Here is a 14,251-nt window from a genome sequence, read left to right on the forward strand (position 1 = left end):
TTTTTTTCAATTTTATACTTTACAATGGCTTAGTTTCTACTTTTGTCATTTTTGCTAATAAGAGACTTTGAAGTTCTTGGAGGGTTTTATTTTTACAAGTTGATTTCCACTTATTATTCATTATTGCTACAAAAGGAGTTTTTTTTAGAATCTCGCTTGTTGGTTTAATAATGTATATGTTTTCAATTAATTCCTTACTTAAATTTGGTTGTGCTCCACCAATAGCATCTTTAACGATATTGTCTCTATTGACTCTTAAATGATAATAGAGAAATGTAGAGTTAAATTCATTTTCACAAATTATTGAGCAACAGGCTTGATTTGTTGTAGATTTTATTTTTAAATAGCCTATTTGCCCTTTTGTATTACCTTGTCCATACATTGCTATTAATACAGAATTAATCGGTAATAATTTAGCAGAACTATTTTTCAAAGCTTTTTCCGTTATATATTCTTCAGCTTCAATTATTACTTTGTTTTTTAATTCCCCAGTTTTTAACCAAGGAATATCTTTTTTGTTCCAAAATTCTATATTTGCTCTACTAGGTGTTCCTCCACTTTTCATTTCTTTTGAAAAATCTTTAACTGTCTCAACACTCCACCCAACAGGGATATCTTTATCTAATTCTTCATTATACACCATTTTTCCACCAGAAGACTTATACCTTTCGACAGAGCTCAGGGTGCCATCTTTTTTATAAACAGGAAACTCAAAATCTACAAACCAATGCTTGTATAAGGCCTGTGCCATAGCTTCTAGGTTGATGTTTATTTTTTCGTTGAGTTGTATGCGGTTGGACACCGTGTTGTACTCGTCTACAATTTGTTGTTGTTTTTCTATAGATGGGATTCTTATTGGAAGAGTGCATAAGTCGTCCCAAGTTATTCTTCCTCTAACATCACCACCACTTAAAAACCATAAAAATCTATCTGATTCTGATCTTAAAAACCACATCATTAAATACTCAGGTAATAGTTCTTTTTCATTTTTAACTTCAAAAACATAGTACGCAGAAGATATAATTGCTTTATCACAATCTTTTAGATGAGAAATTGGTAGTTTTTTATCTCTCCCTACGCTCATTAACTTACAACCAAATTGACCTTTTTTAATAATTTTATACTTCGTCATATCCACACCGTTTAAGTTGGCTACCGAAGGCATAAACACTTTGTCTAAGTTTACACCAAGTAAATTTTTAACCTCACCATCTTCATTTTTAAGATTTACTTGCTGAATAAAATCACCTATTTTTTTATAATTCATAACCTAATGTTTTAAAAACACTTTGTAATTCAGAATTTGATTGTGCTTCCTGTTGTAAAAGGTCTCTGAGTTCTGTATGTAATGTTTTTAATTTGGTGTCAAAGTCTATGTTTTCGTCTCGGTTTACAAACTCAATATATTTACTAGGTACTAATGAAAAATCTTTTTTAATGACTTCAGATTTTGTTGCCGAATAACAATATTCAGGTATATTTTCATATGTACCTATATCAGTTTGCCAAGTATGTAAAGTTTCAGCAATGCCTTCAATTTGTGAATTAGAAAACTGTATGTACTTCTTCTCAAAAGGTTCTCCTTTTTCGCGTAAATCCATAAAAAGTATTTCTTCCTCTCGGTTACGGTAGTTACGTGTTTCTGTACCTTTGTCTACTGTTTTTTTAGTTTTGTTCTTGTTTAAAATCCAAAGAGTTACGCTAATTGTTGTGGTATAGAACATATTTTGTGGTAGAATTACAATCGCTTCTACCAAATTGTTTTCTATTAGTTTTTTACGTATTTTGTATTCTTCACCACCACCTGAAAGCGCTCCATTTGCCAATATAAAACCAGCTACTCCATTTTCGGATAATTTAGAAACCATATTTAAAATCCAACCATAATTGGCATTAGATTTTGGTGGTACTTCATAGCCTTTCCAACGTGGATCATCAGTCAGTTCGCTTTCGGCTCTCCAATCTTTTTGGTTAAAAGGTGGGTTTGCCATTATAAAATCGGCTTTTAAGTCTGGGTGTTGGTCGTTAGCAAAAGTATCGGCAGCTTTTTCTCCTAAATTGGCAGAAATTCCTCTAATAGCCAAATTCATTTTAGCTAGTTTATAGGTAGTGTTGGTGTACTCTTGTCCATACACAGAAACTTCTTTTTTGTTACCATGGTGGTTTTCTATAAACTTTACAGACTGCACAAACATACCTCCAGAACCACAAGCAGGATCATAAATAATACCTTGGTAAGGTTCTATCATTTCAGCAATCAAGTTTACAATACTTTTAGGCGTGTAAAATTCTCCTTTCCCTTTTCCTTCTTTAATGGCAAACTTGGCTAAGAAATATTCATACACACGACCTACAATATCGTTTTGCTTATCGGCAATGGTATTTATCTCACTTATTTGGTCAATAAGCGAAGCGAGTTTTGTTTTGTCTAAGCCTAAACGAGAAAAATAATTGTCTGGCAATGCACCTTTCAATGCAGGATTGTTTTTTTCTATTTGGTGTAAGGCAGTATCGATTTTTAAAGCTAAATCGTCTTGTTTGGCGTTTGCTTTGATAAAAGACCAACGAGACGTTTCCATTAAAAAGAACACGTTCTTCATATTGTAGAAATCTTTCAATTCTACATATTTTTCTTGTCCTTCTGTAATTAATTCTTCTCTGCGTTCTTCAAATTTATCGCTGGCAAATTTTAAGAAAATTAAGCCTAATACTACGTGCTTATATTCGCTAGATTCTACCGAACCTCTTAATTTATCGCAAGATTGCCAAAGTGTTTCTTCTATAGATTTTTGTTTTACTTCTTTTTTAGCCATTATATTTTATTATCTTTTAAGCTTCCAATACAAAAGCTTAAAACTTTTTTGAGTTTACTTATATTATTAAATATCTAATTTAAAACAATCTAGATTTATTAACCATCTTCCAAGACAGCCATTAATCTATGATTGAGATATAGTTTTTCTTTACCTACTTTTTCGGAAGTTAAAAAGCCTGCATCTTCCAAGGCTATTAAATAATTTCCTACTGTTTTAGGAGTTCCTAGTTTTTCATCAATTAAAAATTGTCGCTTAGTGTATGGCAGTCTAAATAGTATTTCTACAAGTTCTTTAGTATATGCTTTAGGCAATTTCTCTTTAATTTCGGTAGTCATCTGTTCCATTAACTCGGTTACATTTTTTAAGCGTTTTAAACCTTTGTTAGCTGTATATTCTACCATTTCTAACATGTATAATATCCATGATTCCCAATCATTATTTTCGGTAACTTGACGTAATTTATTATAATAATCCGCTTTGTTTTTTATAATATACTCGCTTAAATAAATAGCAGGTGTATCTAACAGTTTTTCTAGTTTTAAATAGAGTAATAACAAGATTCGTCCTGTTCTTCCATTACCATCGCTAAATGGGTGTATAGCTTCAAATTGATAATGCATCAGCGCCATTTTTATTAATGGGTCTATAGTGTCATTTTCATTTATAAAGGTTTCTAAATTGGCTAACTTCTCCCTTATAACGGTTTCTCCTGTTGGTGGTGTGTAAATCGTTTCGCCTTTAGCATTTTTTAAAGCAGTGCCAGGAGTTGTTCTAATACCTGCGGTGTTTTTTTTAATGCTTTGTACAATATCTATACATAAATTTGTACTTATAAAAGGGCGTTTTTCTATATCGTGCAAGCCATTCCAAAGTGCTTCTTTATAGCTTAGTACTTCTTTTGTAGCTGGGTTATCAAACTTTTTATCGGCGACTAAAGATTTATATAAATCATCGTTAGTTGTAATAATATTTTCTATTTCGGAGCTTGCTTTTGCTTCTTGTAGATGGATTGTATCTAAAAATAACGTTGGATTTGGTAGATTAGTTAGCATACCATTAAGCTGCGCTAATGCTCTACTGGCATCAATAGTTTTACGTAAAACTGTAGTTGTCTCTAGTGTTTTTTTCGGAGGCAATAGCGGTAAGCTATTGTAGGGTGTGTTTCTATTAAAATCTGTCATTTTGAACAAGGGTAATAATTACTCACGTTTTATTAACGAGGGTAAATATAATGAAAATTTACCTTTGTAGTAAATACAAGAGTAAATTTTACTCTTGTATTTTCCGTTTTAAAAATAATTTGATTTTTCTCTTCACAGCAATGCTAAAAAAATCAGATTATTTTTAAAATGAGCCCTAGCGGCAGGCGTAACGTATAGTTTGTCTTTTTATACAAAAGTATAAATGTGCATTTGTATAAATATACAAAGTTATAAGTGTATACAATTACAAAAACATAAAGCTATAAGTGTACATTTATATAAATGTGTTAATGTATATTTATTTCTTTAACCAATCTTTAAAATAGGCTTCCGTTTTTGGGTTTTTAGAGAAAAAATCATTTGTAATATTAACATATTCTTTTAAATCATTTTTTTCTTTCACTAAGGTATTATATTCTGTTTTATTAATCTGATTATTTATAGCTACATACATAGAAAGTCCAGTTACTGAGAAAAGAAAAACATTTATAATAATGAGATAAAGCAATCTTTTAGAACTTACATTTTTGTGAATTTTTAATAGTTCTGTATTGTTTTTTACCGTTTGTTTATGAAAGTTTTTAAAATCATTATTAAGAGTTTTTCTATTAGCTTCATTTATTTGTTCAAGTTCTATAAAGTCTTCATTATTAATTTCAATTTGTATATCATTCAATTTTGAAATTGATTTGGTAAGGATTGTATTACGATCATTTATCACTTTTTCAAATTGAGATAGTTGTTGAATTAGTACTTCTACTAATTCAGATACTTTAGGTTGTGTTTGTTTTGCCATTTTATTATTATCTTCTAATATTTCTTTTTCTTTTCTTCTCTTGTTTTAAATCATCATTTGTGTTTTCTCCATAAATTACGGATAATTGAGAAATAACCTCATTAAACAATGAGTTGTTTAAATTGTAATCTTGTGAGATAACCAATTCATTTACTTCACTTTTATTCGATAACTTTTCAATAGAAAATAATTGATTCAATTTTAAATTTCTGTCTACTTCACTTGCTTTTAAATCAGCTCCAGTAGCTTCATGTAAAAATCTAAATCCTTGAATATTACCTTGCTTATTAATTGTTGGATTCACTTTAATTCCATGCTCTAACATTTTATTTTGATAGATTTTTAAACTTTTAGGTTTTTCTTTTAGAACTAAATAATGTGATTTTTTAATTAGATTTCGTACCTCTTTGTAAAAAAGTTTACGCTCTTGCTCTTTAACTTTTTTTAATTCTTTAGCAGAAGTAAAACCGTGTTTTAAAGCCATTTCATGAGCTACAAATTGCGCTTCCTTACTTATAAAACTATCTTTAATTAAAGTACCATCTTGTTTAACCCTATTTAGAATAATATGGACGTGCTTATGTTCTTTTTCCGTGTGAACAAATGCAATAAACTGATTGGTTTTAGGGTCTAAATCCATTTCCTTTAAAAAATCTTTTGTTAGTGCTTTTAACTGCTCATTAGTCATTTTAATACTATCGTTTATAGTAGGAGATAAAACAATACTTATCGTATTATTTTTACACCTCAAATTTTGTTGCTGTAAAATTGAAAAATCAGAATACATTTCCTTTGGGGTTATTCCAGAAATATTGTTACGTAAAAGTTCATAGCCTTTATTCTCATTAACAACATAATTAAAGAGTGCTGTTCCGCCTGTACAAGATTTAGCTTTACTTATCATTTAAGTTTATTTAAATGGTTTCTAATTAATTTAGATGTTTCAATAGATGTTTCTTTAACACCAGTAACATCTCCTAATTTGAATAAATTACCTATTCTTCTAAAATTGTCACTAAACTTAGTTAGTTGCTTGTAGACTTCAATTTCATCAGCAGTTAGCTTGTAAGTTAAATCGTAACCTAATGCCATACTTCTTAAATATTCAGACATTGAGCCACCTGTTTTTTTTGCTTTATTTTTAATAATTAGATGTTCCGTAAGGGTAACTCTAAATTCTATTTTCTTTGTTTTTTTCATTTTTTTTCTTTTGCGACCTTCGGGAGAAAAACAAGATGTTAGTGGAGTGATAAATTGATGAATTTGTCAGTACAATAACACCTCTTGATATATTTTCACCTTTTATTATTGGTGTTAATTGCTACTAAATAATCATTTAAATCATTGTATTTTTTATAGTGTATTCTGTTGTCTATAATTTTTCCATTAGCATTTTCTACTATAAAATTGGTAGCTTTATTTCCTGCTTCATCGTTATCAAAAAATAATTTGATTGTCGAATATTCAACTAATAATTCAATCGTTTTTTTGACTAAAGAAGTAGAGTTTAGGATTATGAAATTCTCTTTAGGGATTTCTTTTTTTAAACTGAAATAACTAAGTAGGTCTGAATGACTTTCGAATAAACTGACAACATCAGAATTATTATTTATAGTTGTAATTTCTTTTTTACCTAAACAAATTTTTCTAAAATTTTTACTAAAAATATTTACAATTTCTAACCCACCAACATCATTCATAAACCCAATTCCGTAAAATTCTTTCCCTTTAGAAAAAGAATAATGAACCTGAAAACAGAATTGTTTAGCAAATTGCAAATTGATTTTTCTGCTACTTAAATAATCTAATAGTTTTTGATTCGTTAATTCGGTTACTTTTTTAATAGAGTAGTTGGGGGTTGGCTCGTTCTTAATTTGTTTTGTTTGCTGGTGAATAGAAAAAGTGCCTTTAGATAAAATAACTAATGCTTCTTTAATTGAACAATTATTGTATTTCATTATAAAGTCAATGATTGTTCCTCCTATGCCAGAACTATGGCAAAAAAAGACGTTTTTAGAAATATTAATTTTAAAAGAGGGTGTTCTTTCGTTATCTCTAAAAGGGGAGTAAAACCAAACTTCTTTAGTATTGGTTTTGCCTATTCTAAAACCCTGTTTTTTTAGATAAGAAACTAGGTCTATTAGCTTTGCTGTTTTACAATTCATAAGTTATTATTTAGGGTAATTGAAAAATGACTAAAAGTTGATGATTTGATGACGAATCTCTTCTGTCCTTTTGTTCATAAGAGTTAAGAGCGTCATCAACTTATCATCAAATCATCAACTTTAATTAAACTCTGTCATCAGTATTTTTTTTGATGACGCTTTGATGACGGTTTTGATGACGGTATAATCCTTTATTTTTGCTAGTTCTAAAGTATATATAGGTTAGTCCGTCATCAAATCATCAAAATTTTTGAGTAAAAACTCTTTTTTTAGAGTAAAGTATCTCCCTTTTGAACTTGTAAGAACAATTTCACCATCATTTAAAATTGTAAATTTTTCGTATTTAAAACAGTTGTCTTTTTTCTCTAAATTCCAACCGTTATTTAGCAGTTTTCTTAGTTGTGTTAAATCAGTTTTAACTCTAGTTTTATTCAGCGCAGCGAATAAGTCCATAATACTAAAGTGGATTTCTTCAAGGTTGAATTTTTCAATTATGTTATAAAGCAGATGAGCAATTTCTTTTTCAACGTGATTACGGTTGTTATCTATTAATTTTTTTAGGGCAGGTGTGTATATTTGTTGCGGAGTAAACCACATTCTAGTTTTTCTTTCACTAGCAAATTTTCGTTTTAGTATAAAATCTAAGAAAGCAGGAATTTCTGTAATTAATTTTTCTAAAAAATTAACATCTTCAAATTCTAAAGTTGGTACTTTTATCACCCAAAACCTTATGGATTCGGCATCTAATTTGATAAAAGAGTCCTCTTTATTGCTGCACATCAAAAATTTACCAAAAAAATCTATTTCCACCTTTTCCTTTCCCTTAGCTTCAATTTTATTCTTACTTGCAGTAGATAGGTATTTTATCTTTTCTGTAATTTCTTCTTTTTGAAAAAACGCTTCATCTAAACCTAATAAAAGTTTGTTTCCCCAATCTAGGTTGAAGTTACTGTTCAAGGAGTGCGAGTCCAAAAAAGTCATATTATGTCCAAAAACTTCTTTCATAAATTTTAAAAAAGAACTCTTACCTGTAGCTCTTTCTTTACTTACCAAACACAGAACAGGTAGAGCTTGTGTTGGTTTTTCATAGAGTAATTTAAAGTAATCTAAACCTAACTCATATTGTTTACCAAAAATGTGTTTAAAGAACTTTAAAGTACTTTCTATATATCCATTGTTTGGTTTATGTTTTAAAGGTGAATAGGTGTTGTAAAAACCGTGAATACTTTTTGAGAAATTGATGTGATTAGGAAAACAAATACTACCATCATATTTTGGTATTTTACTTAAATAATTTCTATTCTTATCTTGTATAATGGTGTTTTTATCCCACTTAATTAAAGTTTCATTAAATTGATTATGAATTGTGGGTATTTGTACTATTTTGAAATAGCTTGTTCCTACCCTGATGTAAGGAATTTTACTCTCCATAATACTACTTTTTAGAGTTTATTTGTTCGAAGTAACTTTGTGAATCATCATTGATTTCTTCCATAGTTTTTCTTCTACCATTTTCTATCCAATCTAAAAGTTCATCTCTAAAAAAGTAAAGTTTTTTACCTTTTTTATAAGATGGTAATATGCGTTTACGACAAAGTGTGTAAACTGTAGATTTAGCTTTATTTACAACTTTACACGCTTCATCTATCCCAATAGCAATTCTTGGTTCTTTTACTTCGGGGAGGTATGTTTTTTGTACTAAATACTTGACTGTTGCAATCTCATTGGCTAAATGTGCTACCGCTTGTGGTAGGTTTTCAAAACTAATTTCATTTGTATCCATAACTATTGTTTTTAGTTGTTATGGTGCAAATAACTTTTGTTTTTTCAATGGGTTAAGCGACACATAGAAAAAACATAAAAAACACTTATTTATGCTGATTGATTGTGTTCTGTTAAATTAGTAATATCTTCTTCTATTTTAATAATACCTTTATCAGGTGCTTCTTTAAGACGAGTTTTTATAGCATGAACTTCTACATTTTTATACAGTTCTTCAAATATGTTTTTTAGAAATTTAGCTATTTTGATTTGTGTAATACTATTGTTTGGTGTGTTAAAATAATTCCAAATATTCCAACCAAAATGATTAACATCAAAATATTTTAATTGACTAACTTCAATAGGTGTTATCGTATCGTAGTTTCCTTGTTTTGAATATACCTCTATATATTTACACAATTTAGCTAAATCCTCTCTTGACAGATATAAAGTAAAACGTTCTTTTGTATATTGAATAGCTTTTTCTAATTTTTGCTTTTCTATTCTGATTTTTTCTTGGTACTTTTTATCAAAAATTTTTGATAATTCATCATCATCAGACTTAACTACATTTTTATTTTCGATTTCATCCTTATCTATCTCTTTAACCTTCTCTACAACTTTATTTTTATTTTCCTCCTCACTTTTTTCTACAACTTTATTTTCGGCTTCTTCATCTCTTTTTTCTACAATCTTATTTACCTTTTTATTTTCACCTTGATCTATAACTTCTTTTTTAGTAAAAATTTTTAGAATTTCTATTAACCCTAAGTGTATCATTAAATATGAAAGAGTGCCTAATATAAAAATTATAACAAATACAATAGATGAAGTAACGTCATCATTACCCATGGAAATCGAAGCATGGCGAAATAGTGTTGCTAATATTAAGATTATAGCAAATACACTACCGTAAAGGACTATTTTTTCTAAAAGATTCTGATTTTTCATAACTTATTTATCAATTTTTATTTGTATTACTTGAGACGCAATTTCTTTTTTATTGTTTGATACTCTTGAATAAATCTGTGTAGTTGTAACGTTAGTGTGTCCTAACATCTTAGATAAAGTATAAATTTCTGTTCCATTTGCCAGTTGGAGTATTGCAAAACTGTGTCTAAAACAATGAAAAGTTATATTTTTTTGAATGCCAGATGCTTTAATCCATTTTTTTAGAGGTCTTGATATCCAGGATGAATTAGGTAAATCTTCAAAAACATTTTTTTCTGGCAAACTAGGTGTTCCACACAATTTTAATGCTTGATTTGAAATAGGTGTATATTCAACTTCTTTAGTTTTCTTTTGAGTAAATAATAGTTTTCCATTTCCGTTTTCAATTACAACTTCTTTCCATTTTAGTTTTTGAATATCAGAAAGCCTTAAGCCTGTTAATATAGAGAACAACGACGCTCTAAATAAAATTGGTAATTCGCAAGGAGTTGATGCAAGTCTATTGATTTCTTCCATTGTTAGGTATTCTCGTTTCGATTGAATTACACGAATACCTTTTATTTTTGCAGACAAATCAATCGTTAAATAACCATCTACAAAAGCTTGCTTTAAGCAAGCTTTAAATATTGAATAATATGTAGAAGCTGTAGAGTTAGAGATAATTCCTTTTTTCCCACCACCACAAGGAGCATTTTTTAAAAAGTTCTTAAAATCTTCTGCTAAAGATAAATCTAACTTTGAAAATGGTAAATATTCGCCATAAAACAGTTTTAATAATTCAATTGTTCTTTTCCAATTAACTTGAATAGAGTTTGAACTGTTTTTATGGCGTTTTCGTAAAGTATCATTAAAATATTTTATAAAGTTTTCTTTTAATTTTTCCTTTTGTTCTAAGTATTCTTTTTCAGTATCATTATACAGGTTAGCGTTATCATATTCTTTTTGCCTTAATTTTTTAACACCATCTGCATATATACAATTCTCATTATCAATATCACTTTTACATTGAATAACTCCATTAATATCTCTTTTAGACTTGTAGGTTTTAGTTCCATCAGTTTTAGTTCTAGCTGTTCTTTTTTTATCCCAAATTGGAGTAGTAATTGTCCTGTTTAAGTACTCCCTAATTCTTTGAGGTTTTTCTTTGTTAGGAATAATAACAGGGTAACTTTCTATATACAAGTACCATTCATTATGGTATTCACTTTTTCGAAGCTTAACAGCAACCTTTGTGTTTTTAATATGTTTTTTCATTGCAGTTAAATTATTTATATATAGTATCTATTTCTGTTTTAGGAGCATAAACACTTTTTCCTAATTGACGTGTAGGAATCCCATATTTACGAATGTGTGTGTATACAGAAGTTTCTGAAATCCCATATTTTATAGTAATTTCTCCAATGCTATAACAATCTTCTTTTTCTAATCTAAATGTTTTAACTTCTTCTTTAGCTGTTATAGTTTCGGTTATAGGTTTTAAATTAAAAAGCTCCTCTAAATCTTTTCGATAAACTTTCGTTAATCTCTTTCCTAAATTATATTTCGTAATTTTTTCACTTCTTATCAATCGGTAAATAGTATCACGGCTAACATCATATAATGCTACAGCATCTGCAACTGATATATATTCTTCTTCGTTTGATATTTTTAAAGCCTTTTCAATTTTTAGTTTTTTAATATTTTCTACTTTTCTCTTTTTTGCATATGCTGATTTAGAACATCTAGGTGAGCAGTATATTGATGTAATGGTTTTAGCAAGAAACAAATCACCACAAAATTTACATTCTCGTGATATTTCAAATTTAGCAGCTGGCATATTTTTTTAAGTATTTAATAATAAGTTGCAGATTATCGCATTTTAAGTCGCGGTACATATATGGTACAAATTTATGATTAAAAACGATAATTATTCATTAATAACGATTAAAGTTTTTAACAAAAAAAAGCAGTAAACGTTTAGTTTACTGCTTTTTATAGTCAATTTAGTAATTGATGTTAATCGTAATTATTTTACTTCTTCGAAATCTACATCTTCTACATTGTCTCCACCTTGATCTGCATTACCAGCTTCTGGTTGACCTTGTTGTGCACCTGCATCAGCTCCTCCTGCAGCTTGTTCAGCAGCATACATTTCTTCAGAGGCAACTTTCCAAGCTTCATTAATCTTTTCCATAGCAGCATCAATTTGTGCTAAATCTTTAGATTCATGAGCAGCTTTTAATTCAACTAAAGCAGCTTCAATTGGTCCTTTTTTATCATCAGATAATTTATCACCAAATTCTTTTAATTGCTTTTCTGTTTGAAAGATCATAGAGTCAGCTCCATTTACTTTTTCAGCAGTTTCTTTAGCCGCTTTATCTGCATCCGCATTTGCTTCTGCATCTTGTCTCATTTTTTCGATTTCTTCTTCAGATAATCCAGAAGAAGCTTCGATTCTAATTTCATGAGATTTGTTAGTTCCTTTGTCTAAAGCAGAAACTTTAATAATACCATTGGCATCAATATCAAAAGTTACTTCAATTTGAGGAATTCCTCTTTGTGCTGGTGGTAAACCATCTAAATGGAAACGACCAATAGTATTATTATCTGCAGCCATCGCTCTTTCACCTTGTAAAACGTGAATTTCTACTGATGGTTGATTGTCTACTGCTGTAGAGAATACTTGCGATTTTTTTGTAGGAATTGTTGTGTTTGCATCAATTAATTTTGTGAAAACATTCCCCATAGTTTCAATACCTAAAGATAAAGGAGTAACGTCTAATAACAATACATCTTTAACATCACCAGATAAAACTCCACCTTGAATAGCAGCTCCTAAAGAAACAACTTCATCAGGATTTACACCTTTGCTTGGTGCTTTTCCAAAGAATTTTTCTACAGCTTCTTGTATTGCAGGTATTCTAGTAGAACCACCTACTAAGATAATTTCATCAATTTCTGAAGTGGATAAATCAGCATTTTTTAATGCAGTTTTACAAGGCTCAATTGTTCTTTTGATTAAATCATCGATTAATTGCTCAAATTTAGCTCTGCTTAAAGTTCTTACCAAGTGTTTTGGCCCGCTTGCAGTAGCTGTAATATATGGCAAGTTAATTTCTGTTGAAGCAGAAGAAGATAATTCAATCTTCGCTTTTTCAGCAGCTTCTTTTAAACGTTGTAAAGCCATAGGATCTGTTGTCAAATCCATGTTTTCTTCTGCTTTAAATTCTGCAGCTAACCAGTCAATAATTTTTGCATCAACATCATCTCCACCTAAGTGTGTATCTCCATCTGTAGCTAATACTTCAAAAACACCGTCTCCTAATTCTAAAATAGAAACATCATGTGTTCCACCACCAAAGTCAAAAACAACAATTTTTTTATCATCGTTTGCCTTGTCCATTCCATAAGCTAAAGCAGCAGCTGTAGGCTCATTGATAATTCTTTCTACTTTTAAACCAGCAATTTCTCCTGCTTCTTTAGTAGCTTGTCTTTGTGCATCGTTAAAGTATGCAGGCACTGTAATTACAGCAGAACTTACATCTGTTCCTAAGTAATCTTCAGCAGTTTTCTTCATTTTTTGAAGAACCATTGCAGAGATTTCTTGTGGTGTATATAAACGACCATCAATATCTACACGAGGTGTATCATTATCTCCTTTTACTACTTTATAAGGTACTCTCTTAATTTCGTTAGAAGATTCAGAAAATTTATTTCCCATAAAACGTTTAATAGAAGAAACGGTTTTTGTAGGGTTTGTTACTGCTTGTCTTTTTGCAGGGTCACCAATTTTACGTTCTCCTCCTTCTACAAAGGCAACAATAGATGGTGTAGTTCTTTTTCCTTCAGCATTAGGAATTACAACTGGCTCATTACCTTCCATTACAGAAACACATGAGTTTGTTGTTCCTAAATCGATTCCAATTATTTTACTCATAATAATTATTTTATATTAATTTTTTAAATTCAATTTTACAATGTGTATTAGTCAAAGGCTATGCCAACTGCTTTCTGACTGTTAAATGTCAGTTTATTTAAAAAAATATTGAATTTTATTGTGACATTATGACATAAAGTGTTTCTAATATAATGTAGAGGAAGAATATTTGAAATCAATTTTTAATTTCTTATATTTGGTAAGGCTCAACTTTAAATGAAATAAAACTAATAATTAAAAAGAAAATCATGAGTAAATTTGACGAAAAAGTAGCACAGTATTCTAAATTTATGGACGACAAAGGTCTAAGTTATGATGCGGATTTATTAAAAGCAGTAACAAAAGGTTTGGGCCCATCTATTTATAAAAGAGATGCAGAAACGGTATCTGGGTCTGATGCTAAAGAGTTAATAACAGTTAAAAAGAACTTTTTAATAAAAAAGTTAGGTTTAGAAGATGGGCCTCAGTTAGATGTAGCTATTGATAAAGTTATTGAAGCTATTGGTAAATCTGAAAGAAGTAAATATAGAGCGGTAGTTTATTATCTATTAGCTGTAGAATTTGGTAAAGAAGCTATTTATAGTTAATAAAAAATTATATTTTAAATAAAAAAACCAACTCATTGAGTTGGTTTTTTTATTTTT

Annotated in this window: 14 protein-coding genes; 1 reads left to right on the top strand and 13 read right to left on the bottom strand. The window is 29.4% G+C overall.

The features are described from left to right. Window positions 1-19 precede the first annotated feature (19 nt). The 13 genes from ACJJVY_RS08860 to dnaK all read right to left on the bottom strand — a co-directional run bounded on the left by ACJJVY_RS08860 (window position 20) and on the right by dnaK (window position 13,607). Window positions 20-1,267, bottom strand: coding sequence for a restriction endonuclease subunit S (locus tag ACJJVY_RS08860; RefSeq protein ID WP_405607033.1), 1,248 nt, complete (start codon window positions 1,265-1,267; stop codon window positions 20-22). Next, a complete protein-coding gene (locus tag ACJJVY_RS08865) occupies window positions 1,257-2,813 on the bottom strand; it encodes an N-6 DNA methylase (RefSeq protein WP_405607036.1) in 1,557 nt (518 codons plus the stop codon). The genes ACJJVY_RS08860 and ACJJVY_RS08865 overlap by 11 nt, the downstream gene beginning before the upstream one ends. 98 nt (window positions 2,814-2,911) lie before the next feature. Then, a complete protein-coding gene (locus ACJJVY_RS08870) occupies window positions 2,912-3,997 on the bottom strand; it encodes a Fic family protein (RefSeq protein ID WP_405607039.1) in 1,086 nt (361 codons plus the stop codon). 319 nt (window positions 3,998-4,316) lie between these two features. Beyond that, the gene (locus ACJJVY_RS08875) at window positions 4,317-4,814 is read right to left on the bottom strand and encodes a hypothetical protein (protein WP_405607042.1); all 498 of its coding nucleotides are present in this window, start codon (window positions 4,812-4,814) and stop codon (window positions 4,317-4,319) included. Between the two features lie 7 nt (window positions 4,815-4,821). Beyond that, window positions 4,822-5,718, bottom strand: a complete 897-nt coding sequence (locus ACJJVY_RS08880; protein WP_405607045.1) for a relaxase/mobilization nuclease domain-containing protein — start codon at window positions 5,716-5,718, stop codon at window positions 4,822-4,824. Then, entirely contained in the window at window positions 5,715-6,014 is a 300-nt protein-coding gene (locus ACJJVY_RS08885; protein WP_405607048.1) for a plasmid mobilization protein, read from the bottom strand. Before ACJJVY_RS08885 ends, ACJJVY_RS08880 begins: the two co-directional genes overlap by 4 nt. A gap of 95 nt (window positions 6,015-6,109) precedes the next feature. Further along, the gene (locus ACJJVY_RS08890) at window positions 6,110-6,979 is read right to left on the bottom strand and encodes a toprim domain-containing protein (RefSeq protein WP_405607051.1); all 870 of its coding nucleotides are present in this window, start codon (window positions 6,977-6,979) and stop codon (window positions 6,110-6,112) included. A 222-nt stretch (window positions 6,980-7,201) separates the two neighbouring features. Next, window positions 7,202-8,410, bottom strand: a complete 1,209-nt coding sequence (locus ACJJVY_RS08895) for a primase-helicase family protein (RefSeq protein WP_405607054.1) — start codon at window positions 8,408-8,410, stop codon at window positions 7,202-7,204. A 4-nt stretch (window positions 8,411-8,414) separates the two neighbouring features. After that, entirely contained in the window at window positions 8,415-8,762 is a 348-nt protein-coding gene (locus ACJJVY_RS08900; RefSeq protein WP_405607057.1) for a helix-turn-helix domain-containing protein, read from the bottom strand. Window positions 8,763-8,851: 89 nt separating this feature from the next. Then, complete coding sequence (locus tag ACJJVY_RS08905; protein WP_405607060.1) at window positions 8,852-9,691, bottom strand: hypothetical protein; 840 nt, start codon at window positions 9,689-9,691, stop codon at window positions 8,852-8,854. A 3-nt stretch (window positions 9,692-9,694) separates the two neighbouring features. Further along, window positions 9,695-10,945 (bottom strand): tyrosine-type recombinase/integrase, encoded by a 1,251-nt coding sequence (locus ACJJVY_RS08910; RefSeq protein WP_405607063.1) that lies wholly within the window; start codon window positions 10,943-10,945, stop codon window positions 9,695-9,697. Between the two features lie 10 nt (window positions 10,946-10,955). Further along, window positions 10,956-11,507, bottom strand: coding sequence for a helix-turn-helix domain-containing protein (locus tag ACJJVY_RS08915; RefSeq protein ID WP_405607066.1), 552 nt, complete (start codon window positions 11,505-11,507; stop codon window positions 10,956-10,958). Window positions 11,508-11,696: 189 nt separating this feature from the next. Continuing rightward, window positions 11,697-13,607 (bottom strand): molecular chaperone DnaK, encoded by a 1,911-nt coding sequence (gene dnaK / locus ACJJVY_RS08920; RefSeq protein ID WP_405607069.1) that lies wholly within the window; start codon window positions 13,605-13,607, stop codon window positions 11,697-11,699. Window positions 13,608-13,855: 248 nt separating this feature from the next. On the opposite strand from dnaK, the gene ACJJVY_RS08925 reads away from it, so the two are divergent. Further along, window positions 13,856-14,194, top strand: coding sequence for a DUF2853 family protein (locus ACJJVY_RS08925; protein ID WP_405607072.1), 339 nt, complete (start codon window positions 13,856-13,858; stop codon window positions 14,192-14,194). The last annotated feature ends 57 nt before the right edge of the window (window positions 14,195-14,251 follow it).

Origin of the sequence: Polaribacter sp. Asnod1-A03 (assembly GCF_045063585.1) — a bacterium.
Classification (GTDB): domain Bacteria; phylum Bacteroidota; class Bacteroidia; order Flavobacteriales; family Flavobacteriaceae; genus Polaribacter.

Coding starts and splice junctions, on each gene's coding strand:
- ACJJVY_RS08860 (WP_405607033.1), bottom strand. CDS start 1,267: ATGAATTATAAAAAAATAGGTGATTTTATTCAGCAAGTAAATCTTAAA.
- ACJJVY_RS08865 (WP_405607036.1), bottom strand. CDS start 2,813: ATGGCTAAAAAAGAAGTAAAACAAAAATCTATAGAAGAAACACTTTGG.
- ACJJVY_RS08870 (WP_405607039.1), bottom strand. CDS start 3,997: ATGACAGATTTTAATAGAAACACACCCTACAATAGCTTACCGCTATTG.
- ACJJVY_RS08875 (WP_405607042.1), bottom strand. CDS start 4,814: ATGGCAAAACAAACACAACCTAAAGTATCTGAATTAGTAGAAGTACTA.
- ACJJVY_RS08880 (WP_405607045.1), bottom strand. CDS start 5,718: ATGATAAGTAAAGCTAAATCTTGTACAGGCGGAACAGCACTCTTTAAT.
- ACJJVY_RS08885 (WP_405607048.1), bottom strand. CDS start 6,014: ATGAAAAAAACAAAGAAAATAGAATTTAGAGTTACCCTTACGGAACAT.
- ACJJVY_RS08890 (WP_405607051.1), bottom strand. CDS start 6,979: ATGAATTGTAAAACAGCAAAGCTAATAGACCTAGTTTCTTATCTAAAA.
- ACJJVY_RS08895 (WP_405607054.1), bottom strand. CDS start 8,410: ATGGAGAGTAAAATTCCTTACATCAGGGTAGGAACAAGCTATTTCAAA.
- ACJJVY_RS08900 (WP_405607057.1), bottom strand. CDS start 8,762: ATGGATACAAATGAAATTAGTTTTGAAAACCTACCACAAGCGGTAGCA.
- ACJJVY_RS08905 (WP_405607060.1), bottom strand. CDS start 9,691: ATGAAAAATCAGAATCTTTTAGAAAAAATAGTCCTTTACGGTAGTGTA.
- ACJJVY_RS08910 (WP_405607063.1), bottom strand. CDS start 10,945: ATGAAAAAACATATTAAAAACACAAAGGTTGCTGTTAAGCTTCGAAAA.
- ACJJVY_RS08915 (WP_405607066.1), bottom strand. CDS start 11,507: ATGCCAGCTGCTAAATTTGAAATATCACGAGAATGTAAATTTTGTGGT.
- dnaK (WP_405607069.1), bottom strand. CDS start 13,607: ATGAGTAAAATAATTGGAATCGATTTAGGAACAACAAACTCATGTGTT.
- ACJJVY_RS08925 (WP_405607072.1), top strand. CDS start 13,856: ATGAGTAAATTTGACGAAAAAGTAGCACAGTATTCTAAATTTATGGAC.